Here is a 21,822-nt window from a genome sequence, read left to right on the forward strand (position 1 = left end):
ACCAGCAGCAGGGCTGGGCGCCTCCCCCGCGCGATCCCGCGCGGAAGAGTCTGATCGGGGCGTTGTTCGACTTGAACTTCGACCACATGGTCACCGCCAAGGTCGCCAAGATCGTCTACGCGGCGTCGCTGGTTCCGATCACCCTGGTGTCGCTCTTGCTGGTGGGGTACGGACTTGACTGGATGGAACGGGACGCGGCGCTCTTGGGTTTCGCGATGCTCGTCACGGCTCCGTTCCTGTGGCTCATTCAGCTACTGGCGATCCGGATCCTCATGGAGTTCGTGATCAATCAGTTCAAGATCAGCGAGTATCTGCGGGTCATCAAGGACAAGAAGTAGACGGAGCTGCTGGTGGGCGAGTTCGGCGGGACGGGTCCCGGTGGCGGGCCTCCACCGGGAGACACGCCGCGCGACACGCGGCGGGACGCGGGCGGGACGCGGCGCGACGCCCGGGTCCCCGGGCCGCGTTCGGCGTCGGAGACATGGCGGGACGGGCAGGCGGCCGACGATCCGCTGATGCGGCTCCCCGCGGTGCTCGGCGAGCGGTACGAGGCGGTCGCCGAGCTGCCGGTCCAGGGCGCCGAGTCGGACCTGCTGCTGGTGCGGGACGCCCGCGGCGACGAGTACGTCGCGAAGATCTTCCGCCGCGGCTACCGCGCGGACCGGGAGGTGTGGGCGAAGCTGCCCGCGCTGGACTCCCCGCACGTGCTGCGGATCCTGGAGACCGGGCACGCGGACGGGCGCGACTACGAGGTGGCCGCGTACGCGCCGGACGGCAACCTGCGGGCGCTGATGCAGGAGGGTCCGCAGCCGGCCGGGACGGCCGGTGAGATCGCGGCGCAGCTTTCGGCGGGGCTGACGGCATTGCACCGGGCGGGCATCGTCCATCGCGACCTCAAGCCGGAGAACGTCCTGGTGCTGGACGCCGATCCGGTGCGGCTGGCGATCGCCGACTTCGGGCTGAGCAAGGTGCTCGACCAGAGCGTGGTGTTCGCCTCGTCGTCGCGGACGCTGGCCTACGCGGCGCCGGAGTCGCTGTCGGGGCAGGTGTCGCCCGCCCGCGACTGGTGGTCGCTGGGCATGATCGTCCGGGAGCTGGCCACGGGCCGGGCGCCGTTCGAGGGGCTGAGCGAGACCGTCGTGGTCGACCATCTGGCGACGCGTCCGGTGAGCGCGGACGACGTCGCCGACCCGAGGCTGCGGCTGCTGTGCCAGGGGCTGCTGGCCCGCGATCCGCGCAGAAGGTGGACGGGCGAGCAGGTCGGCGAGTGGATGGAGGGCGGTTCGCCTCCCGTCGCCGAGGAGACCGTCGAGGCCGGGGCGGGAACCGGGCTTCCGTTCAGGGGGCACCGCTACACCCGGCGGGACGAGCTGGCGCGAGCGCTCGTCGAGAACTGGGATCAGGCAGCACGCTACTTCTTCGGAAGCGGGGAGTCGGGCGAGGCGTGGCGGAGCCTGCGCGAATGGCTCGCGGAGATCCCGGACGACAGCCGCATCGGGCTCGTCGACGGCTACCTCATGACGGGCCTGCCCTCGGACGTGAAGCTGCTGCACCTGGTGCGGTGGCTCGATCCGGCGCTGCCCCCGCATTTCCTCGGGCGGCGGCTGACGGCCGGCGATCTGCCCGGCCTCGCCGTCCTCGCCGAGGATCGCCGCCATGCCGACCATCGCACCGCCTGCCTGATCGGGAGGGCGCTGTGGGAGCACAACCTGCTGCACGTCCTCGCCGGGTTCGAGACCGGCGCGGACCTGGCCCGGGTCGATGACCAGTGGCGTGCCCACGTCCCGGCGTGGAACGACCTGGCGCGCTGGCTGCGCGGGCAGGACGGGATGCCGCAGGGGCTCGCGAGGCGGCTGCCCGACGCCGGGGCCGAGGATCCGCCCGTCGTCCTGCTGACGCTGCTCGCGCTGGCGGCGCGTCCCGCGGAGACGCACCGGCTGCTCACCGAGGGCGCGGCGCGGGCGCGCGAGTCGATCGCCGAGCCGGTCGCGTGGTTCACGTGGCTGGCGGACGGCGCGGGCGACGATCCGCTGCGGCTCCTCGCGGTGACGCTCGCGGCGCCCGAGGCCGTCGTGGAGACCGAGGCGCGGGCGCGCGACCGGGACACGGCGCGGCAGCGGGACGAGGCGCTCCGCGCGCATTGGGAGGAGCGGGAACGGGAGCGGCTCGCCGGGCGCGGTTCGGCGATGGCGCGGGCCGTGCTCTGGACGCTGCCGTTCCTGTTCTTCTGGCTTCTCGGAAGCTGGGTCGTGGGCTCGCTGTTCGGCGGTGGTGACGACAACGAGACGGCGTCGATCGGGCTTCAGTCGTCTTCGTCTGGCGTCTCGTTCGGCGTCTTTGCCGTTCTCTCCGTGCTCGCCTGGGCGGTGCACTGCGGAAGCGAAGTCTTCCTGGCGCGGGCGCAGGGCAAGGACTATCTGCCGCACGGACCCTGGTCGGCGATCTCCACTTTCGCCAGCACGGGCGGCCGCGGCCTGTCGAAGGCGTCCCAGACGATGACGGGTGCGGCGCAGAGCACCGGGCGGCGCGGGTGCGGGTTCCTGCTCCTCGCCGGAACGATCCCCCTTCTGCTCCTCCTGCTGCTGTTCGGGGCGCTGTCGTCCATCGCGAGCATGCTGTGGCTCCTGCTCCTCATCGTCGGCCCCGCCGCGCACGCGGTGGCGGCGGGCGTCCGGCTGCACGGCTGGCGCCAGACGCGCACGATCGGAGGACCTTCTTGAGCAGCGGGATCGAGGCGGATGTCGTCCTGGACGCCGCTGTGGTGCTCAGCCTGGGCATGAACCGCGTTCTCGGGCATGGCGCGGGACTGGCGGGCCGGGGTGCGGAGGCACTGGCCGCACTCGCCGAGGGACGCGCGGAGGCGCGGGCGGCGGCGCTGGCCGAGGTCGAGTCCCACGAGCGGGCCCTGCGGGAGGTCGTGGAGCGCAACGCGCGGATCGCGGCGCTGGCCGAGACCGGCGCGAAGATCGGCGCGGAGGTGGCGCTTCCCGAGCGGCTCCAGCCGGGCGAGCAGTCCGCCGCGGAACTGACCGCCTGGTGCGCCGCCACCGACCCCGTCCTGGACGAGGTGGAACGTCGCCTGTCGGAGCATCTCGCCGCCCAGGTCACCACGCAGGTCTTCACCGCCCCCGCCGAAGGTCTCCAGGCCGACACGGAGCGGAGTGCGCCGCCACCGCCGCGGAGCGAGGACGTCCGGGAACGCGAAGGCCGGCAGGACGACGTCCGGCGGAACCTCGAAAGGATCATGGCGCGGCTGCTGCCGGACGTGGCGGAGGCGGAGCGGCGCGACGTCGCCGAGGCGGCGGGGCTGCTCGCCGGGATCGGGACGGCGGAGGAGGCCGAGGGCGTCCTGCAGGAGGTGCGGCTGCGGATCCAGGCCGCCAACCGCCGCACCGAGGAGCACCGGGAGCAGGAGCGGCGGCGGGCGGCCGAGCGCGACGCCGCGGAGCAGGCCGAGGCCGAGCGCCGCTACGTCCTCGACTCGATCACCGCGGCGTTCGAGGACCTGGGGTACGAGGTCCAGGCCGGATTCGAGACCCTGACGGCCGAGGACGGCACCGTGACGCTGACGAAGGGCGGCTGGCCCGACCACAGCGTCCGGATGCGGGTCGACGACGCCGCGCACGTGCGGGCGTCGATGGTGCGCGAGCGGCCCGCGGCGAGCGAGGACGACCGGCGGGTGGACGTGGAGCGCGAGCAGGAGTGGTGCGAGGCGTTCGAGGCCGCCAGGGACCGCCTGCGAGACGCCGGGATCCGCTCGGACGTGGCGTGGCGGCTGGAGCCGGGGGTGCGCGAGCTGCCGGTGTCGGCCAGGTCAGGGCAGACTAGGGGCCGTGCAGGCCAACGCGAACGCCATCGCGAGCGTCACACGTGACGTGCCGGATTCGCAGGGGGCGCGTGATCGTAGCGGAGTGGAGCCGACCGGATGAGCATTGAATCGCCGACTCTCGGGGGGCGGCTGCAGGGGTGGCCGCCGTTCATCCGGGAGCTGGACGCGACCCTTTCGGTGCACTCCCAGTACGTCCTGTCGGGCAACCTGTACGACAGCTTCCTCACGCCGTCGGCGGAGGGCGGCGGCGGGCACGGGCAGCTGCTGCCGCTGCGCAGCCTGCTGTGGGAGACGCTGCGTTCCAGCGGCGCGTCGTTCATGGCGGTCTACGACCCGGTGGACGGGCTCCAGATCATTCCCGGCGCCGGAGACCCGGACGGGGCCGAGCCGGTGCAGGAGGCCGAGCGGCTGCTCGGCAAGATCAAGCCGGACGACAAGCCGTCCCTGGAGGCGCTGACCCGGCACCTGGAGGCGGTGGCCCGGCCGAAGGAGAACGTCCGCGCCGCCTTCGTGATCGACGGCGCGTCGCGGATCGCCCGGACCCCGACGGATCTGGAGCCGGCCGAACGCGACTTCTTCCGGTTCTGCGCGAAGCTGTCGCGCAAGGCCCGGCCCGTCCGGGTGAAGGGCCCGCGGCCGAAGCCCCTCTACAACCCGATCGTGTGGCTGGTGGAGCGGCCCGGCGACCTGCCGCCGTGGCTGACGGCCGACAACGAGACGATCCGCGAGATCACGATCCCGCGCCCGCACCTCGGCGACCGGCAGGAGACCGCGCGGCTGCTCGCCCGCGCGTTCGGGGTCAGCGACGTCGGGGCGGACGAGGTCGCCGCGGCGGCGTGCGACGCGTTCGCCGAGCAGGCCGACGGCCTCACTCTCCAGTCGATGATCGAGGTGACGCGGCTGGCCAAGGAGCGCAACGTCGACCTGGCCGACCTGCCGGACGCGGTCCGCACCTACAAGCTGGGCGTGCTGGACAACCCGTGGAGCCGCGGGCACCTGCGGCGCCGCGTGCTGGAGGGCGAGAAGCGCGTCCCGGAGCGGGTGATCGGGCAGCCGCAGGCCGTGACCAAGACCCTCGACATCCTCAAGCGGGCGGTGCTCGGCCTGTCGGGCGCGCAGGCGACCCGGTCCGGCAGCCGTCCGCGCGGGGTGCTGTTCTTCGCGGGCCCGACCGGGACCGGCAAGACGGAGCTGGCCAAGGCGATCACCGAGCTGGTCTTCGGGGACGAGTCGGCCTACCTGCGCTTCGACATGAGCGAGTTCTCCGGCGAGGGCTCCGGGGACCGGCTGATCGGGTCCCCGCCCGGGTACGTGGGCCACGAGGCGGGCGGGGAGCTGACCAACGCCGTGCGCGAGGACCCGTTCCGGGTCATCCTCTTCGACGAGATCGAGAAGGCGCATCCGCGGATCCTGGACAAGTTCCTGCAGATCCTCGAGGACGGCCGGCTCACCGACGGGCGCGGGAACACCGTGCACTTCTCCGAGTCGATCCTGATCTTCACCTCGAACCTCGGGATGTTCGTCGCGGGACATGACCTGACGACCCGCGACGCGTCCGCGCAGGGCCCGGCGGACCGGGTCGCCGGCGCCAGGGTGCAGAACATCACACCGGGAATGTCGTACGACGAGGTCGAGCAGCGCATCAAGGGCGCCGTCGCCGGACATTTCACCGAGGTCCTGAACCGGCCCGAGCTGCTCAACCGGTTCGGCGACAACATCGTGGTGTTCGACTTCATCGCCGGCGAGGCGGCGCACAAGATCTTCGACCTGCAGTTCGCGAACATCTGCCGGCGGGTCACCGACGAGCACCGGCTCGTCCTCGCGGTGAAGAGCGAGGCGCTGGGGACGCTCCGCGAGTGGTGCACGGAGGAGCTGGACAAGGGCGGGCGCGGCATCGGCATGGCGCTGGAGTCGTATTTCGTCAACCCGCTGGCACGCGCGCTGTTCGACCGGGAGCTGATTCCGGACGAGAAGGTCACCGTGACGGGCATCCGGCGTGAGGGCAGCATCGTCCATGTGGATCTCAAGTGACCGCGGGGCGGCCGGTGACCGAGGGCGGCCCGGCGGAGACGCTTCTTCTCGCCAAGGCGCACTATCCGGTGACCACTCTCGGCCCCGGCACCCGTGCGGGCATCTGGACGCAGGGCTGCACGCTGCACTGCCACGGCTGCCTGTCGCGGGACACCTGGGACGCCGACCCGGGTAAGGCCGTCCCCGTCGAGGCCGTGCTCGGCTGGCTGGACTCCCTGCCCGGGCCGGTCGACGGGGTGACCGTTTCCGGTGGTGAGCCGTTCCAGCAGCCGGCCGCGCTGGCGGCTCTGCTGAGGGGGCTCCGCGCGTGGCGAGACGACCGCGACCGTGAGACGATTGCGTTGGACATATTGGTCTACAGCGGATATGTCTACTCTCGGCTCGCCCGCACCGGTGAGACGCGCGAGATCCTGGACATGTGTGACGCCGTGATCACGGGGCCGTACGTCGACCGGCTCAACCCTGAGGGGCGACACTCCGAGGGTGGCTCTCTACTCTGGAGGGGGTCGGCCAACCAACGCGTCGTGCCACTGTCCCCACTGGGGCGTGAACGGTACGGGGCACTGGCCGGCATCGGGAAGACTGGAGAAGATACAGGGCCCCGAGTACAGGTGTCCGTGGACGAAGGGCCGGAGGGAAGGCGGGTGTACTACATCGGGATCCCGCGAAGAGGTGACATGGATCACCTCACGTCGAGGCTCGACCGCGCCGGGGTGCGCTCGGGGGATGTGTCATGGCGACCTTGAACTGTCCTGTCTGTGACGAGCCGTTCCAGCCGGGCGACCTGCTCTGCATGAGCTGCGGGGCCAACCTGGCCCGCGCCGGCGGCGGCGCCCACCGGCAGGCGCCGGGCGGGTACGACGACCAGCAGCGGCAGGGATACCCGCCGCAGGGGGCGCAGCAGGGTGGTCAGCCCTACGGCGCCCCGCCGCAGCACGGTCAGCCGTACCAGCAGGCGCCGCAGCAGCACGACCCCTACCAGCAGCAGGCCCCCCAGCAGCAGGCCCCGCACCAGCCGCCGGGTCCGCCCGGCCCCTCGCAGGACCCGTGGGGCCCTCCGCAACAGCAGCAGCCGGGACAGCAGCAGGACCCGTGGGGCCCGCCGCCCGTACCCGACCAGCCCCAGCAGGGGCAACCTCAACACGGGCAACCCCAGCAAGGGCAACCTCAATACGGGCAGCCCCAGCAGGGGCAACCCCAGTACGGCCAGCCGCAGAACCATCAGCAAGGAGGGCAGCCCCAGCACGGGGGCGGCCAGCCGCCGATGCCTCAGCAGCAGCCGCCCGGGGATCCGTGGAACATGCCCCAGCAGCCGCAGCAGCAACCGCAGCAGGACCCGTGGGGCGGGCCTCAGCCGCCGCAGCAGCAGCCTCCGATGCCCGACCAGTACCAGCCGCAGGACCAGCAGTACGCGCCACCGCAGGATCAGCAGTACGCGCCGCCGCAGGACCAGTACCAGCAGCGCGAACCGCAGTACCAGCCGCAGGACCAGTACGGGATGCCGCAGCCCGGTCCGGCCGACCACGGGTTCGGTCCGCCGCCCCAGCAGCCCGGGCCTCAGCACGGGGGCGGCCAGTCACCGATGCCGCCGCCGCCCGGGCGTGAGGCGACGCTGCTGCCCCCCGACCAGAACCAGGGCCAGCAGCGTCCACCCGCCCCCGACAGCACGGCGTTCATGTGCCCGTACTGCGAGGCGGTGCTGAGCAACCCGGGTGCCGCGCAGTGCGACTCGTGCCTGCGCCCGCTGCCTCAGCAGGGCACGCCCGTCCTGCGCATGATGTTCCCGACGGGCGAGCTGAAGGTCTCCGTCGGGCAGCACCTGGTGCTGGGCCGGGACGCGGGCCAGTCGCCGGTGGCGTCCACGTTCACGCAGTACGACAACGTGTCGCGGCGCCACTCGACGGTGTGGCTCGATCCTTCTGGAACGGCATGGGTGCGTGACGAGGGCTCCACCAACGGAACCTTCGTCAACGGCGAACGGCTCCCCCGCGGTGTGGAGGCCCCCCTCCGCAACGGTGACCAGCTCCGCCTGGCCGCCGACGTGACCGGGACCGTCCAGCTCTGAACTGAGCAGCACGTCAAAGGGCGGCCCTGCGGTTCTCAAGACCGCGGGGCCGCCCCTTTTTGCTCTGGCCAGGTCGCTCAGGCCGGTCTGCTCAAGGGGAGACTCAGCCGGCGCGCTTGGAGCGGGCGCGCGTGCGCTCGCGGTCCTTGGCGTCCAGGACGACCTTGCGGATGCGGACCGCGGTCGGGGTGACCTCGACGCACTCGTCCTCGCGGCAGAACTCCAGCGCCTCCTCCAGCGACAGCAGCCGCGGCGGAGTGAGCCGCTCCAGCTCGTCACCGGTGGACGACCGCATGTTCGTGAGCTTCTTCTCCTTGGTGATGTTGACGTCCATGTCGTCGGCCCGGGAGTTCTCCCCGACGATCATGCCCTCGTACACCTCGGTCGTCGGCCCGACGAAGAACGTGCCGCGGTCCTGCAGATTCGTGATCGCGTACGCGGTGGCGGCACCGGAGCGGTCGGCGACCAGGGACCCGGACGGACGGGTGCGCAGCTCGCCGAACCAGGGCTCGTACTCCTCGAACACGTGGTGCAGCATGCCGGTGCCGCGGGTCTCGGTCATGAACTCGGTGCGGAACCCGATCAGGGCGCGCGCCGGGACCAGGAACTCCATCCGGATCCAGCCGGTGCCGTGGTTCGTCATCTGCTCCATGCGGCCCTTGCGGATCGCGAGCAGCTGCGTGACGGCGCCGAGGTGCTCCTCGGGGATGTCGACGGTGAGGCGCTCGACCGGCTCGTGCTTCTTGCCGTCGACGACCTTGGCGACCACCTGCGGCTTGCCGACGGTCAGCTCGTAACCCTCGCGGCGCATGTTCTCGACGAGGATCGCCAGCGCCAGCTCACCGCGGCCCTGCACCTCCCAAGCGTCCGGACGCTCGGTCGGCAGCACCCTGATCGAGACGTTGCCGACCAGCTCGCGGTCGATCCGGTCCTTGACCATCCGGGCGGTGACCTTGGTGCCCTTCTCGCGTCCCGCCATCGGCCCGGTGTTGGTGCCGATCGTCATGGAGATCGCCGGCTCGTCCACGGTGATCAGCGGCAGCGGCCGCGGGTCGTCGGGGTCGGCGATGGTGTCGCCGATCATGATGTCGGGGATGCCGGCGATCGCGATGATGTCGCCCGGCCCCGCCTCCTCGGCGGGCTTGCGGGTGAGCGCGTCCGTCATCAGCAGCTCGGTGATCTTCACCCGCTCGATGCTGCCGTCCCGCCGGCACCAGGCGACCTGCTGGCCCTTCTTGATCGTTCCGGAGTGCACCCGGCACAGCGCGATCCGGCCGAGGTAGCTGGAGGCGTCCAGGTTGGTGACGTGCGCCCGCAGCGGGACGTCCGGGTCGTAGGACGGCGCCGGGATCGTCTCGGTGATGACCTGGAACAGCGGCTCCAGGTCGTCGCTGTCCGGCATGGTGCCGTCGGCGGGCTTGTCCGGCGAAGCACGGCCGGCGCGTCCCGACGCGTACACGATCGGAAAGTCGATCTGGTCCTCGTCGGCGTCGAGGTCCATGAACAGCTCGTACGTCTCGTCCACGACCTCGTCGATGCGGGCGTCGGGACGGTCGGTCTTGTTCACCACCAGGATCACCGGGAGCCGGGCGGCGAGGGCCTTGCGCAGCACGAACCGGGTCTGCGGGAGCGGGCCCTCGCTGGCGTCCACCAGCAGGACCACGCCGTCCACCATGGACAGCCCGCGCTCCACCTCGCCGCCGAAGTCGGCGTGGCCCGGGGTGTCGATGATGTTGATCGTCAGCCCGTTGTGCCGGACGGCGGTGTTCTTGGCGAGGATCGTGATCCCCTTCTCGCGCTCCAGGTCGTCGGAGTCCATCACCCGGTCGTCGACGTGCTGGTTCTCGCGGAAGGCCCCGGACTGCCAGAGCATGGCGTCGACCAGCGTCGTCTTTCCGTGGTCGACGTGGGCGACGATCGCGACGTTCCGGAGGTCGTCGCGCGTGGAGATGGGCATGCGAGGCTCGCCTTGGGTGAGAGTTCGGGGATCGCCGCAGACACGCGGCAAACCCCATTCTACTTGCCCGCGCCCGCCATCCGCGCTGCAGCGCCCGTACTGACCATCACCACCGGCCACCACCACCGGCCGCCACCACCGGCCATCACCACCGACCGCCGCCACCGGCCGTCACAGGGGCCCGATTCGCCAACTTTGCACGTTCTTTGTAATCTGCCCGAGATCCGGTCGTCCGGAGTCCCACCCCCCGGGGCTGCGGCCGGAGCGCCGAATCTCCCGTGTACGGGAGAGCCGGGGACCCACGTCCCTGGGGTGAATCGACGCGAGTCGTAGGGCGGCTCCTGGCCCGAACCCGTCAGCTAACCCGGTAGGCGCACGAGGAGAGGAGAACACCGGCTTGGCACCGGCACCCCGCAGGTGGCGGCGCATCACGCCCGCCGCCACGGCCACGATGCTCCTGATCGGCCTCGGCACCACCGCGCCCGTCACCGCCCACGCCTCGTCTCCGTTCCAGCTCGCCGCCTCGGCGGCCTCCCCGACGCCCATGCCGACGACGGAGGAGGGGCTGCGCAAGAGCCTCGACAAGCTGAACGAAGAGGCCGCGATCCTCACCGAGAAGTACAACAAGACGCGCGTGGACCTGGGCAACGCCAAGAAGGCCGAGCAGGCCGCCACCAGGCAGGCCGCGACGCTGCGCGCCCAGGCCGTCCCGGCCCGCGAGCAGCTCGGACGCCTCGCCGCGGCGAACTACATGGCCGGGTCGCCCGACCTGATCTTCGGCGCCGAGGGCTCCCCCGAGGGCCTGTCCGAACGCGCCTACCTCACCCAGAGCCAGGCCACCGCCATCCAGGCGCTCCGGAAGCAGATCGAGGCGGCCGAGACCGCGCAGCGCACCGCGGAGGCCAAGACCGTCCAGGTCGAGAAGGCGACCGAGGAGGCCAAGAAGGCCCGCGAGACGGCGCGGAAAAAGGTCGCCGAGGTGATGAAGCGGCTGGACAAGCTCACCACCACGCGCGTCAGCGACCCCCGCAGCGGCCTCCGCGCCACCGTGAAGGGATCGGGCCCGCCGGCCGACATGGCCCGCAAGGCGCTCAGCAAGCTCGGCTCGCCCTACGTCTGGGCCGCCTCCGGTCCCAACAGCTTCGACTGCTCAGGGCTCGTCGTCTGGGCCTACGGCCAGATCGGCAAGCCCGGCCTGCCGCACTACACCGGTGCCCTGTTCGGCGAAGGCACCAAGGTCTCCCGCGGCCAGCTCCGCTCCGGTGACCTGGTCTACTTCGGCAGCAGCCTCCACCACATGGGCATCTACCTCAGCGACGGCAAGTACGTGCACGCCCCGCAGACCGGCGATGTGGTGAAGATCTCCAAGCTGTCAGACCGCTCCGACTACGCGGGAGCCAACCGCATCTCCTGAGCCAGAGACGTACGAGGGCTTCCCGCGGCGCGGTGGGAAGCCCTCGTATTTATTGCGTTTTTCTCTTCTTTCGGGCCTTGGGGGCCCGAAAGAAGAGAAAAACGCGTGCGATCGCTGCATCGCTCCGACTCGCCTTGCGGCTCGCTGCGCGATCAGGTTTCTTGCTTCGCTCGAAACCTGCCTTCGGACGCGATCGCGACTGTTGGGGTTGTCGCGTGGTTGCGGTGGGGCTGAGGTTTGCGCCATAGGGGGTGCCGGTCTGCGATCAAACGGCGGTTCGGGCTCGCCTGGCGGCTCGCTGCGGGGGGGCTGGCTTCTTGGGGCTCGACGCCCCGGCCCCGGGCCCTGGCCTTGGGTGACGGCGGGCTTGGTTGGGCGGGGTGGGTCAAGAGAAGCCCTGGTGGGCTAGGGCTTCTATTACGGGGAGGTCGCCTGGGAGCCAGGCTACGTCGTAGAGCTCGTCCGGGGTCAGCCAGCGGAGGGCGAGGTGCTCCAGGGGGCGGGGTTCGCCTTCGAGGATCTCGGCTGTCCAGACTCGGAGCAGGCTTCGTTCGCTCAGGCGCCAGTCGGTGCCGATCCGGTGCTTGAGGCGGATCTTGACGGCCAGTTCCTCGTGGCACTCACGGACCAGGGCGTCCTCGTCGGACTCGCCCGGGTCGACCTTCCCGCCGGGCAGCTCCCAGCCGCCCGCCATGTGCGGCGGCTCGGCTCGCTGGGCACCCAGCAGGCGGCCGTCCGAAATGATCGCAGCGCCGACCACCACGAGATCTATGAGGACCAGCTCCTCTCCGTGTCGCTCTTGGCTCCCACCAGGCGTGTCGCGTCCTCGACGATCCTCTCAAGGTGGTCGCCGTGCGCGCCGCGCCAGTACACCTGGCCGCAGTTCCCGCAGCGGCCGTAGATGTCGTAGCTGCGACGTGTACCCGCTTCTATGTCGTTCTCTACTTCGTGTTTGTCGACCGGGACCAGTTCGCCGTTGCAGGCGGTGCAGCGGGTCCACGGCCGGAGGGCGGGGGCGAAACGGTCCAGCACGTCGCGGAGCTGGGCGTCGGGGCGAGAGCCTCGGACATAGGCGCCGAACCACAGCGCGCGGCGGCGGAGGAGGCCGCGGTCCTGGGTGAGCAGCACGCGGCGTTCCTCGTTCGCCTGGACGACCAGCGCCGGGTCGTCCATGTCGTTGTGGTAGGCGGTGTCGAGGCCCAGGAGACGCAACCGGCGTGCCAGCGTGCCCAGGTGCACGTCCAGGAGGAAGCGGGGGGCGGTCTGGCCCGGCTCCAGGGGGACGGGCTGGGGGCGCGGGACCGTCTCCACGCGCGCCTCGGCGCCGGCGTTCGGGCGGGTCGAGGGGCCGGCCGGTTCGCCATCGATCGTCATCGGGCCGGTCTCGGGAAGTGGCACGCCGAGCGACTCCACGAGGTGGCCCAGCGTCGAGGTTCCGTCGTGGGGGACGCGGCTCACGCGCTCCCGCCGCGTGGCGGGCAGGAACATCAGGAGTTCGTCGGCGACTCGGATGGTTATCTCGGGCTCCACGCCGATCAGCATGCCACGCGGTCTCGGGGCGCCCCGCCGCATTTTCATGCCGCGGCGGGGCGTTCCGCCGAAGTCTCCGGGGATCCTGCTGGTCATCGGCAGGCGCCGCTTCCGGTGATCCGGGTCAGCTCCCCGGCTGCCCGGCGGCCAGCTCGCCGACCTTCTTCTGGAAGTCGGGGCGCGCGAGGGGCCGCGTCACCCCTATCCAGTCGGAGCGCTTGTAGGGCTTCACTCCGATCGCCGGGACGCATGTGGAGCAACTCGCCACGATCATCTTGTTGTCGGAGATCACCATCCCGACATGGCCGGGGTTGTCCGACGACGTCCCCGGACCGGAGTTGAAGAACACCAGGTCGCCGGGCTGCTCCTTGCCCTTGTCGATCTTCACGCCGAACGGCCACTGCTGGAAGGTCGTGCGCGGGATGTCCAGCCCGACCTGCCGGTAGGCCGCCTGGAGGAGGCTGGAGCAGTCCCACGCGTCCGGGCCGTTCGCGCCGAACACGTACGGCTTGCCGCGCTGCGCCATCGCGAACTTGATGATCTTCTGGACGACGTCGCCGACGTTCGCGGGCAGTTCGTTGTCCTCGCACTCGACGCCGTTGGCCTCGACGGCCTCGAAGTCGCCGCCGGCGTACTTCTTCGCCCAGTCCAGGACGAGGTTCACGTAATCCCAGGAGTGGTTGTAGGCGAAGAGCGCGCTCCGCATCCGGTCCGGGGCGCCGGAGTGCTTGAGGTAGTTGGCGGCGGACGGGATCGCGTCCTCCGGGTCGTAGCGGTCCTTGCGGCCGTCCTTGTTCCCGTCGACCGCGAACGCCTTGAACGTCGGGGCGAGGAACTGCATGGGGCCGCCGGCGCCCGCGTAGTTCTCGCCGCTGCTGACACCGGGCAGGTCCGACCTGCCGTGGTCGGTCTCGACCTTGCCGACGGCGGCCAGCAGGTTCCACGGGATGCCGTACTTCTTGCCCGCCTCCTGGTAGACGCCGAGGTAGTTCGCGGGGATGGCCTCCGCGTCGCCGGCCGCCTCGGGCTGGGCCCCGGCCTCCGACACGTCCACGCAGTTGCCCCCGCCACTGAACATGAACCGGCCGGCACCGAACAGGATCGGGACGAAGACCAGCCCGGCGAAGAGCACCGCGGCGACGCCGAGCGCCCCGACGAGCAGCAGGCGGCGCGCGGTCATCCCGTGTCACCCGCCTGCCCCACATCCGCCGGCTGGAAGGCGTACACCCTCAGCGAGCCGCCCTCCCTCGCCACGGTCACCGCGTACCGCTTGCTGTCGCTGCTCTCGCCGCCGCTTTCGGTGACCTTCTGCCGTCCCGACACCACGAAGACGATCGAGTTCGCCTCGATGTTGCGCACCTCGTCGAGTGTCGCCGTGCTCTCCGCGACGACCTGCTCCCGGCGCCGCTCCTCCAGGATCCCCGGCGTCGCCGCGTCCCGTTCGAGCTGCGCCCCCAGCTCCTCGGTGACCAGGCCCGACAACCGCCCCGTGTAAGCCTGCGGGGTCTCGTCGAAGCGGTACGTCCCGTAGGCGGCGACGAACCGCTGCGCCAGGTTCCCCGCGTTGGCGAACTCCTCCCGGTCGAACGGCAGCAGGCCGTAGATGTCGAACTCGCCAGGGTCGACGGTGCCCTCGATCCCCGGCGGCGGGGACGCGGGGCCCGTCGTGGCGGGCGCGCCCGTCGGGCGGGCGTCCGGGCCGTCCGGCCCGCTCTCCGGCGCGGCGATCGTCAGGTAGATACCGACGGCGGCGAGCACCACCACGAGTCCCCCGAAGAGAAGCTTGCGCTGGCGGTCGTTCAGGTTCATCGCTGGATCTTCTTCATGCTGGGGAGACCTGGTGGGTGCGGCTCACTAGTCCCGATCCCCCTCGCCCGACGGGCGCTCCGGCGGACGCAGCCAGAACGGGATCGGCGGGGCCTCCTGCGAACTGCGCCGGCCCCACAGCGGCGGGGGCTGCTGCTGCCGGTCGCGCTGCGGCGGGGAACCCGAGGGGGCGCCGCCCGCACCGGTACGCGGCCTGGGAACGTCCGACCCGGAACCGCCGCCGGACCCGCCAGAACCGCCGGATCCGCCCCAGGGAGCACCACCGGAGCCGCCCGAACCTCCGCCGGAGCCACCGCCCGCGCGTCCACGGCCACGATCGCCGGGACCCGACGAACGTCCGCTGCCACCGAACCAGCCGCCGCCTCCGCGAGCCCCGTTCCCGGAGCCGTTGCCGCCGGAACCGCCACCCGACCCGCCGCCGGAACCGCCGGAACCTCGCGCGGAACCGCCACCGCCGCCACTGCCGCCGGAACCGCCACCGCCGCCACTGCCGCCGGAGCCGCCACCGCCTCTACCTCCGCCGGTGACACCGCCGCCGGTTCCGCCGCGTCCCGTCCACGAGGTCGGGCGTGCGTTGCCCGTGCCCGCGCCCGAGCCGCCTGACTTCTTCCCGCCGCCCGCTCTCGCTCCGGCCACGCCGCCCACGACACCGCCCCCCGCTCCACCGGCGGCGGCGCCGTCCGCGGCACCCGCTGCGGCACCGTCCTGACGACGGTCACCGAGCGCGCGGGACGGCAGGTTCAGCGGAGGGGCGCCCTTCCGGGAACGTCCCTGCTGCGCCGCCGTCGTGCCCGCGCCGCGCGGCTTGGCGGCGAGCACCGGCGCGTCCTCCGGCGACGGGTTCTCGCCCGTCCCGGATCCCCGCCGGTCGGCCGCGATCGTGGTGGCGGCCGTGCCGTCGCCCTGCGCGGCGGGCGCGACGGCCTCGGAGGTCGCCTCACGCCTGGCCCAGCGGACGAAACCGCCCCCGGCCGGTGCGGCGGACGCGACCGCCAGCGTGCTCCTGCGCGCCTCGGAGACCGACCTGTTGAGCGATGTCTCGCTCTTCTCCCGTGCCCCCACGGCGCCGTAGCCCACTGCGGAGAACAGATGCTGGAACGGTCTGCGGTAGACGAACGCCGCGCCCGTCACCAGCGCGATGAGCAGGATCTGCAGCCCCCAAGGCAGGGTCTCACTGAGGATCAGCCCGTACGCCCACAACAGCAGCGACAGCACGCCGATCAGCGCCGCCTGTTTCAGCAGCATGGACAGCAGCAACTCCAGCCAGCGGATGGCGATCACGCGTCCGATGCCCGGATGGATCCCGATCCCGAGGAAGATCGGCCCCGCCACCAGCAGCAGCAGGAACGCGATCTTCACCACGATCAGCGCGACCGCGATGACCATGATGAGGATTCCCGCGATGAGCGCCGCGAACAGCCCACCGAACGCGACCGCCAGCCGGTTCCCCCAGTTCTTGCCCTGGAAGAGCGGATACGCCGCGGGATGCTCCTTCTCGATGTTGGTGGCGACCTCCTTGTAGGCGTCGGCCTTCTTATCGAGGTCCGGCTCATTGTTCGGGCCGTGCGTCTCCGGCAGGTCGACCGCCTGTGACCAGAGCAGCTTGTCGGCGTTCTCCTTGACGATCGCGGCGTTGGGGTCGGTGGTGCCGAACTGGCCCTGCAGCCACGGCTTGCAGACCAGCGCCACCCACAGCCTGTTCGCGTTCCGGGTCGTCTCGTCCAGGTTCTCCGACGCCGCGGGATCCGGTTTGTTCCCGGGTTGCGGGATGCACACCCCGCCCGCTGTGCCGCTCTGCGGCAACGCGGCGTCGAACGCGGCGCTCGTCGCCGCCGACGTCTGTGTCCCGAGCGTGGTGAAGTCCGCGGGCCGCGCGATCAGCCAGACCAGCGCCACCATCGCGACGACCATCCAGATCACGCCCTCGGTGACCTTGCTCGCCCGCTTGCGGACGAGGCCCCACCAGGCCAGCCACATCGCCCCGAGGATGACCACCCAGGACCAGTAGCGCGCGTTGAACGTCTCACCCATCGTGGTGATGACGTCATCGACGGTGTCCTTCAGCCAGTCGAGCAGCGACGGCGTCGCGGCCGCCTGGTAGACGCTGATCGTCGTCCGGTCGATCGCCCGGACGAGCGTGAACACGGTGTTGGCGACGGCGTTGCCCATCATCGACATCGCGTCCGAGCAGCCCATGTCGACCGCGTACCAGTACTGCCCGGCCATGCCGTACCGGTCGTAGTAGGTCAGGTTCTCGACCGGTGTGCCCTTCAGCTCCTTGTCCGGATAGTTCGGCGGCTTGATCATGCCGTCCGTCCCCGAACCGTACTGCTCCGGCGCCGGGTTGGCGGCCGGGCTGCACGCGTCGTTCGGCGTCCACAAGTCCGGATTCGGAACCGACGCGGACGCCGGAGACAGCGGGCCCAGCATGAACAGCGCCATGAAGATCAGCAGCATCGCCGAGCGGCGCCCGCCGCGGCGCCGGCGCCGGGCCGGGCGGGACCGGGAGCGCAGCACGGCGCGGTCGAGCCCTTCGCCGGGCGAGCGCTGCAGGCGCGCCTCCGGCTGCCGGAAGCCCCTCATCCACTGACCTCCTCGACCTCGGCCCCCGCCACGGTGAGTTCGGACGAACCCGGACGGGACCGGGTCGGGTTGGTGTCCAGCCAGCGCTGCAGATCCGCGGAGATCAGGTCGACGCCGATGCGCCCCGCCCGGCCGTCGAGGTCACGGAAGATGCACTCGCCGTTGCCGAGGTTGCGCAGCACGGCCTTGTGCTCGTCGGACGCCTCCACGCCGAGCAGCGACATCACGTTGCCGACCTCGACGCGTTCGCTGGAACGGAAGGAGAACACCGACGACAGGCAGTTGGTCACCTGCTCGTTCAGCAGGTCGCCTGCGTTCTGGGAGACCAGGATCAGCGCCGTGTTGCGGGACCGGCCCATCCGCGAGACCTCGGGCACCAGCTTGGCGCCCTCGGGCGTCGAGGTGATGGCCCACGCCTCGTCCAGGAAGATCGCCTTGGGAAGCCGCCGGTCCAGGCCGTGCATGAGCCGCCGCGCGAACTGCGACACCAGGTACATCAGCGCCACCGACAGCCGCTGCTCGTAGGAGTAGTCCTCCCGCGGGATCGCGACGTCCGGCAGGGTCAGGCCGCCGAGCGTGAACACGGTCGTCCACCCGGCGGTGTCGATGCGCTCACCGCCGGACGGGTCGAAGCACAGCCGCGCGAGATGCATCTCCGACATCGAGCGCAGCACCGCGCCGAGGTTCTTGGACGCCGGATCGTCGTTGCCTTCGAGGTGGTCGACGACGCGTCCGAGCGAGGGCCGTTCCGCGTTCGCGACCGCGGTGACCGCCTGGATCATCGCGGACTCGCGTTCCTCCGACATCCGCGGCAGCAGCAGCCGCAGCGTCTCGGTCGCCATCATCTTCTTGGTCGCGAGGTCGTCGCCGAACGAGAACGGGTCGAGCAGGCCGGGCGCCGCCGATCCGAGCGGCAGGATCCGCGCCTTGCGCCCCCGGGCCTTGAGCAGCTCCACCAGCGACTCGGCGTCGCCCTTCGGGTCGATCGCCGCGATCGTCACCCCGCGCAGCGCCATCTGGTAGATCAGCAGCAGCGCGAGCGTGGTCTTCCCGCCGCCGGGCTCACCCGTGATCGCCACCGCGGTCGGACGGTTCCGGGCCGCGGCGACGAGCGGGTCGAAGTGCACGATGGCGCGGGCCCGGCCGAGCGTCTCGCCGATGTACGGGCCGATCCAGCCTTCCTCGTTCTCGTCGGGGCGGTCGCCCAGATCGACCGTCGCGACCGGCATACCGCCCGCGATCGTCCGCAGCGGCTGGCGCTGCGCGTAGGCGTTCAGCCTGATCTGGTCGCCGGGCAGCGACTCCAGGAACAGCGAGAACTGGTCGCCGGTCGAGTTGACCACGTCGATGCCGATGTCGCGGTAGTGCTCCACGACCGCGTCCACCCGCTGGGCGAGCAGGTCCTCGGTGGGCGCGGACACGATCAGCCGGTGCCACCCGTACACGAACGGCAGCCGCTCCTTGGCGATGCCGTGCTCCAGCATCCGCGCCGCGTCGATCTGCTCCGCGAGCGCGATCGGCGCCTCCGCGCCCGCCTCCCGGATGTGCTGGTCCATGTCCCGGGCGTGCGCCAGCTTCCGCGAGACGTCCTTGGACGCCTTGGCGGGCGGGATCAGCTTCATCCGCGCGCTGATCTCCACGGGGAACGCGAGGGCGTCGGCGTAGTGCAGCCACGGTTCGCCGTCCGGGAACGGCATCAGGTCGGGGAACCGCGTGAACGACAGGTACGCGACGTACGACTCGGCCGTGGCGCCGCCGCCCGCGCCGGTGTAGTTCGGCTGCTCGACCCTCAGGTACGAGCGGCCGTTGTGGATGGCGCCCTCGACGAGCGACTCGATCTCGCCCTTGCCCCACGTCCTGCGCTGGACGGCGGACGGCGGCGGATCGGCCAGCGACCCCGTCACCGCGTGCTGGAACAGCCACGCCACCTCGGTGGAGGTGGCGTGCCTCGCGTACAGGGCCGATCCGCCGAGTGCGCGCCCGACCCGCTCGGCCTGCTCCGTCCAGCGCGCGATCTCCTTCTTGTCGATCGAGTCGTCGTGGACGCCGAGGACGTTCTCGCTGCGCTTGTAGAAACCGAGGAGCTGCGACAGCACACCGCCGGACAGCTGCGCGCCCATGCCGCGCGGACCGAGCCGGACCCCGAGGTAGACCTCCTTGGTCCAGAAGTCCTTGGCCCACACGTGCGCGTAGGTCTCCTCCAGGTACTCCCGCCACCCGGGCCCGGCATCGGAGGTCCGGTCCAGCGCCAGCGCCCAGTCCGCCGCCGGGTACGTCCGGTGCGCGATCCGCAGGTGCACCTCGGCGTCCTGCATGCGGATGCCGGCTAGGGCGATGGTGATGTTGGTGGCGAGCGCCTCGCGCTCCTCCCCGGTGGTGAACTCGTACGACACCGTGGGGAGCCGGAAGTACGCCCAGGCGCCGGTGTCGGTGAACAGCACGCGGTCGTCGAAGTACCGCACCGCCAGCCTGCTGGACTTGCTCACACGCTCACCCCCGCACCGCATTGTCCCGGTACACCGGCGACCGCGCAGGGTTGCCGGAGAGAGTGTTTCCCGTCCGGGCGGCCATCCAGGTCAGGCGCGCCCGCCAGGGACGCCCGGTCCGCCTCGGTCTCCGCTCGATGCCCGCGAGGGGCGCTCATCGGGTGGCCTCCTGCTCCTGCTGAAGCTCCTGGTAACGCTCGGGCATGACGGTGAAACCACCGGCGACCACGCCGGCGAGGGCAAGATAGGCACGCCGCGTGGGCGTCCGCAACGACTTCAGTTCGTTGCGCGGCGCGCGGTCCATGCTCAGGTGATCATCCCACGGAATGCGCACCAGCGCCCGGCAACGCCCCCGCGCCACGGCCTCGGCCTGCTCGACGTCGTCCATGCTGCGGCGGCTCACCCCGTTGATCACCGTCACGGCGCGGGACCGCAGTTCCTCGTAGCCGTGACCGTCCAGCCACTCGAACGTCATCGCGACCGCGCGGGGCGCGTCGGCGCTGGCCGGCGCGACGAGCACGATCTGGTCGGCGTACGGCAGGACCCGCGCGACGACCGCGGCCGCCGCGTCCAGCATCGTCACCGAGTAGAACTTGTCGATGGTGCGGATCGCCAGGGCGTAGTCACGGTCGTCCAGCGCCTGCAGCGGGTTCTTGCCCGCGGCGATCACGTCGAGGCCCGACTTGGCCTGCGAGGTGTACCGGCGCATCGCGGTGAGGCTGCCGACCTGGTCGGCGCGCGTGATGAGCCCGGTCAGCGTCTCGTTGGTGTCGCTGCGCGTCCGGCGCGCCAGCGCGCCCGGCCCGGGGTTCACGTCGATGGCGACGACCGGCTCACCGTTGTGCTGCGCGAACGTGTGCCCGAGCATCAGCGCGGTCACCGTCTGCCCCGCCCCGCCGGTGCATCCGAGCACGACGACGTGCCGCGTCCCGTGGAACGGCTGCTGAAGCCGCTGCTGGTAGTCGGCGTCGACATCACCGTGCCCGCCGCCGACGGCGTGGAACAGCCGCCGCAGCCCTCCGCCGCTGACCTCGTGCTCGGGGTCCGGCGGCGTGATCGCCGGACCGGACGGCGGCGGGGCCGGCGGAGGCGGCAGCGGCCGCGGCCGCACGGGCGACGCCGGCTGCGAGCGGACCTCACGCGGCGGCGCCTCCTCCTCCACCGGCGCCTGTTCGACCGGAGCCTGTTCGACCGGAGCGGGCCCGGCCTCCGGGGCGGCGGGCCACACGGGAGCATCCGCCTCGGGACGCTGCTGCGGCTTGGACAACCCTTCCGACCAGGGCCGCGGCGCCTCCATCCGGGGCGTCTCGGCCGCGGGCGGCTCGGCCGCCTCCCCGGGCCGCGCCCCGAAGGCCCCCGGCACCATGGGGATGTCCGGCCGCGTGGGCCTCGGGACCTCCGGCCGCGTCACCGGCGGCCGCCCGGCCTCCCGTTGCGGGGGCGCCCAGGGCCGCGGCACATCCCGCCGCGTCTCCCGCACGCCCCGCTCGTCGGCGGGCGTTTCCGCGGCCGCGGGCGGAACCGCACGCTCGGGTTCCCTGCGCTGAGCGGGCTTCTTCTCTCCGGCGACCTTCTTGTCCCCGGTCTCCCCACCAGAAGACCTCGCCGCGGGTATTCCCTCCGCCTGACGCACCTGCTCGCCCTGCGCCACCTCACCCGGCTGCGGCGCCTCACCCTCACGCGACGGCTCAGCCCCGCGCGACGGGTCGGAATGCGGCGCCTCGGGCTGCCGCGGCGCGTCGGCCCAACGCGGCGGCCCAGGACGCGGCGCCTCGCTCGCACGCGACGGCTCAGCCCCGCGTGACGGGCCGGGCTGCGGCGCCTCGGACGGGTGCGGCACCTCGGGCTGACCCGGCGCATCGGCCCAACGCGGCGGCCCCGGACGCGGCGCCTCGCTCGCACGCGACGGCTCACCCTCGCGTGACGGGCCGGGCTGCGGCGCCTCAGACGGGTGCGGCACACCGACCTGACCCGGCGCGTCCGGCCGACCCGATGGCGGGGCCGGGCGCGGCGCCTCGCTCGCGCGTGACGGCTCAGCCCCGCGTGACGGGCCGGGCTGCGGCGCCTCAGACGGGTGCGGCAATCCGACCTGGCGTGGCG

General features: G+C 71.8%; 16 protein-coding genes and 1 riboswitch. Of the genes, 7 read left to right on the forward strand and 9 right to left on the reverse strand.

What is annotated here, in order from left to right; genetic code table 11:
* The 5 genes from E1285_RS30505 to E1285_RS30525 form a co-directional block, all read left to right on the forward strand.
* Positions 1–338, forward strand: a 338-nt coding sequence (locus E1285_RS30505) for a DUF4282 domain-containing protein (RefSeq protein ID WP_132158023.1), incomplete at its 5' end; no start/stop codon positions are given.
* Positions 339–350: 12 nt separating this feature from the next.
* Positions 351–2,720, forward strand: a complete 2,370-nt coding sequence (locus tag E1285_RS30510) for a serine/threonine-protein kinase (protein ID WP_132158024.1) — start codon at positions 351–353, stop codon at positions 2,718–2,720.
* Complete coding sequence (locus E1285_RS30515; RefSeq protein WP_132158025.1) at positions 2,717–3,874, forward strand: response regulator receiver protein; 1,158 nt, start codon at positions 2,717–2,719, stop codon at positions 3,872–3,874. The genes E1285_RS30510 and E1285_RS30515 overlap by 4 nt, the downstream gene beginning before the upstream one ends.
* Before the next feature lie 51 nt (positions 3,875–3,925).
* Positions 3,926–5,860 carry an AAA family ATPase gene (locus tag E1285_RS30520; protein WP_132158026.1) on the forward strand — a complete coding sequence of 645 codons (1,935 nt, stop codon included), beginning with the start codon at positions 3,926–3,928 and terminating at the stop codon, positions 5,858–5,860.
* Positions 5,857–6,606, forward strand: coding sequence for a 4Fe-4S single cluster domain-containing protein (locus tag E1285_RS30525; RefSeq protein ID WP_243723153.1), 750 nt, complete (start codon positions 5,857–5,859; stop codon positions 6,604–6,606). The genes E1285_RS30520 and E1285_RS30525 overlap by 4 nt, the downstream gene beginning before the upstream one ends.
* On the opposite strand, the gene E1285_RS46860 is transcribed toward E1285_RS30525, so the two are convergent.
* On the reverse strand, positions 6,543–7,424 hold the full coding sequence (locus E1285_RS46860; RefSeq protein ID WP_207946937.1) for a hypothetical protein: 882 nt from the start codon (positions 7,422–7,424) through the stop codon (positions 6,543–6,545). The two genes, E1285_RS30525 and E1285_RS46860, sit on opposite strands and share 64 nt — an antisense overlap.
* Before the next feature lie 18 nt (positions 7,425–7,442).
* Between E1285_RS46860 and E1285_RS46865 the strand changes: the two genes are divergently transcribed.
* Entirely contained in the window at positions 7,443–7,925 is a 483-nt protein-coding gene (locus E1285_RS46865) for an FHA domain-containing protein (protein ID WP_207946938.1), read from the forward strand.
* A gap of 103 nt (positions 7,926–8,028) precedes the next feature.
* Here the strand turns inward: E1285_RS46865 and typA are convergent, their stop codons facing one another.
* Positions 8,029–9,882 carry a translational GTPase TypA gene (gene typA / locus E1285_RS30535; protein ID WP_132158028.1) on the reverse strand — a complete coding sequence of 618 codons (1,854 nt, stop codon included), beginning with the start codon at positions 9,880–9,882 and terminating at the stop codon, positions 8,029–8,031.
* Positions 9,883–10,137: 255 nt separating this feature from the next.
* Positions 10,138–10,272, forward strand: a riboswitch (cyclic di-AMP (ydaO/yuaA leader).
* 7 nt (positions 10,273–10,279) lie between these two features.
* Here typA and E1285_RS30540 point away from each other — a divergent pair.
* On the forward strand, positions 10,280–11,296 hold the full coding sequence (locus E1285_RS30540; protein WP_243723154.1) for an NlpC/P60 family protein: 1,017 nt from the start codon (positions 10,280–10,282) through the stop codon (positions 11,294–11,296).
* A gap of 385 nt (positions 11,297–11,681) precedes the next feature.
* Here the strand turns inward: E1285_RS30540 and E1285_RS30545 are convergent, their stop codons facing one another.
* The 7 genes from E1285_RS30545 to E1285_RS30575 all read right to left on the reverse strand — a co-directional run bounded on the left by E1285_RS30545 (position 11,682) and on the right by E1285_RS30575 (position 21,355).
* Positions 11,682–12,068, reverse strand: coding sequence for a (deoxy)nucleoside triphosphate pyrophosphohydrolase (locus tag E1285_RS30545; protein WP_132158029.1), 387 nt, complete (start codon positions 12,066–12,068; stop codon positions 11,682–11,684).
* Complete coding sequence (locus E1285_RS30550) at positions 12,065–12,826, reverse strand: Mut7-C RNAse domain-containing protein (protein ID WP_347814109.1); 762 nt, start codon at positions 12,824–12,826, stop codon at positions 12,065–12,067. The genes E1285_RS30545 and E1285_RS30550 overlap by 4 nt, the downstream gene beginning before the upstream one ends.
* A gap of 124 nt (positions 12,827–12,950) precedes the next feature.
* Positions 12,951–14,006, reverse strand: a complete 1,056-nt coding sequence (locus E1285_RS30555; RefSeq protein WP_132158031.1) for an NlpC/P60 family protein — start codon at positions 14,004–14,006, stop codon at positions 12,951–12,953.
* Positions 14,003–14,635, reverse strand: coding sequence for a hypothetical protein (locus E1285_RS30560; RefSeq protein ID WP_132158032.1), 633 nt, complete (start codon positions 14,633–14,635; stop codon positions 14,003–14,005). Before E1285_RS30560 ends, E1285_RS30555 begins: the two co-directional genes overlap by 4 nt.
* 45 nt (positions 14,636–14,680) lie before the next feature.
* A complete protein-coding gene (locus tag E1285_RS30565) occupies positions 14,681–17,236 on the reverse strand; it encodes a type IV secretion system protein (protein ID WP_132158033.1) in 2,556 nt (851 codons plus the stop codon).
* Positions 17,233–19,743 (reverse strand): ATP-binding protein, encoded by a 2,511-nt coding sequence (locus tag E1285_RS30570; RefSeq protein WP_132158034.1) that lies wholly within the window; start codon positions 19,741–19,743, stop codon positions 17,233–17,235. Before E1285_RS30570 ends, E1285_RS30565 begins: the two co-directional genes overlap by 4 nt.
* Before the next feature lie 133 nt (positions 19,744–19,876).
* Positions 19,877–21,355, reverse strand: coding sequence for a hypothetical protein (locus tag E1285_RS30575; protein WP_132158035.1), 1,479 nt, complete (start codon positions 21,353–21,355; stop codon positions 19,877–19,879).
* Positions 21,356–21,822 lie beyond the last annotated feature (467 nt).

Origin of the sequence: Actinomadura sp. 7K507, assembly GCF_004348425.1 — a bacterium.
Lineage (GTDB): Bacteria > Actinomycetota > Actinomycetes > Streptosporangiales > Streptosporangiaceae > Spirillospora.

What these genes read in the sequence shown, in the direction of transcription:
- E1285_RS30555 (WP_132158031.1), bottom strand. Translation starts at nt 14,006, where the DNA reads ATGACCGCGCGCCGCCTGCTGCTCGTCGGGGCGCTCGGCGTCGCCGCG.
- E1285_RS30560 (WP_132158032.1), bottom strand. Translation starts at nt 14,635, where the DNA reads ATGAACCTGAACGACCGCCAGCGCAAGCTTCTCTTCGGGGGACTCGTG.
- typA (WP_132158028.1), bottom strand. Translation starts at nt 9,882, where the DNA reads ATGCCCATCTCCACGCGCGACGACCTCCGGAACGTCGCGATCGTCGCC.
- E1285_RS30570 (WP_132158034.1), bottom strand. Translation starts at nt 19,743, where the DNA reads ATGCGGTGCGGGGGTGAGCGTGTGAGCAAGTCCAGCAGGCTGGCGGTG.
- E1285_RS30520 (WP_132158026.1), top strand. Translation starts at nt 3,926, where the DNA reads ATGAGCATTGAATCGCCGACTCTCGGGGGGCGGCTGCAGGGGTGGCCG.
- E1285_RS30565 (WP_132158033.1), bottom strand. Translation starts at nt 17,236, where the DNA reads ATGAGGGGCTTCCGGCAGCCGGAGGCGCGCCTGCAGCGCTCGCCCGGC.
- E1285_RS46865 (WP_207946938.1), top strand. Translation starts at nt 7,443, where the DNA reads ATGCCGCCGCCGCCCGGGCGTGAGGCGACGCTGCTGCCCCCCGACCAG.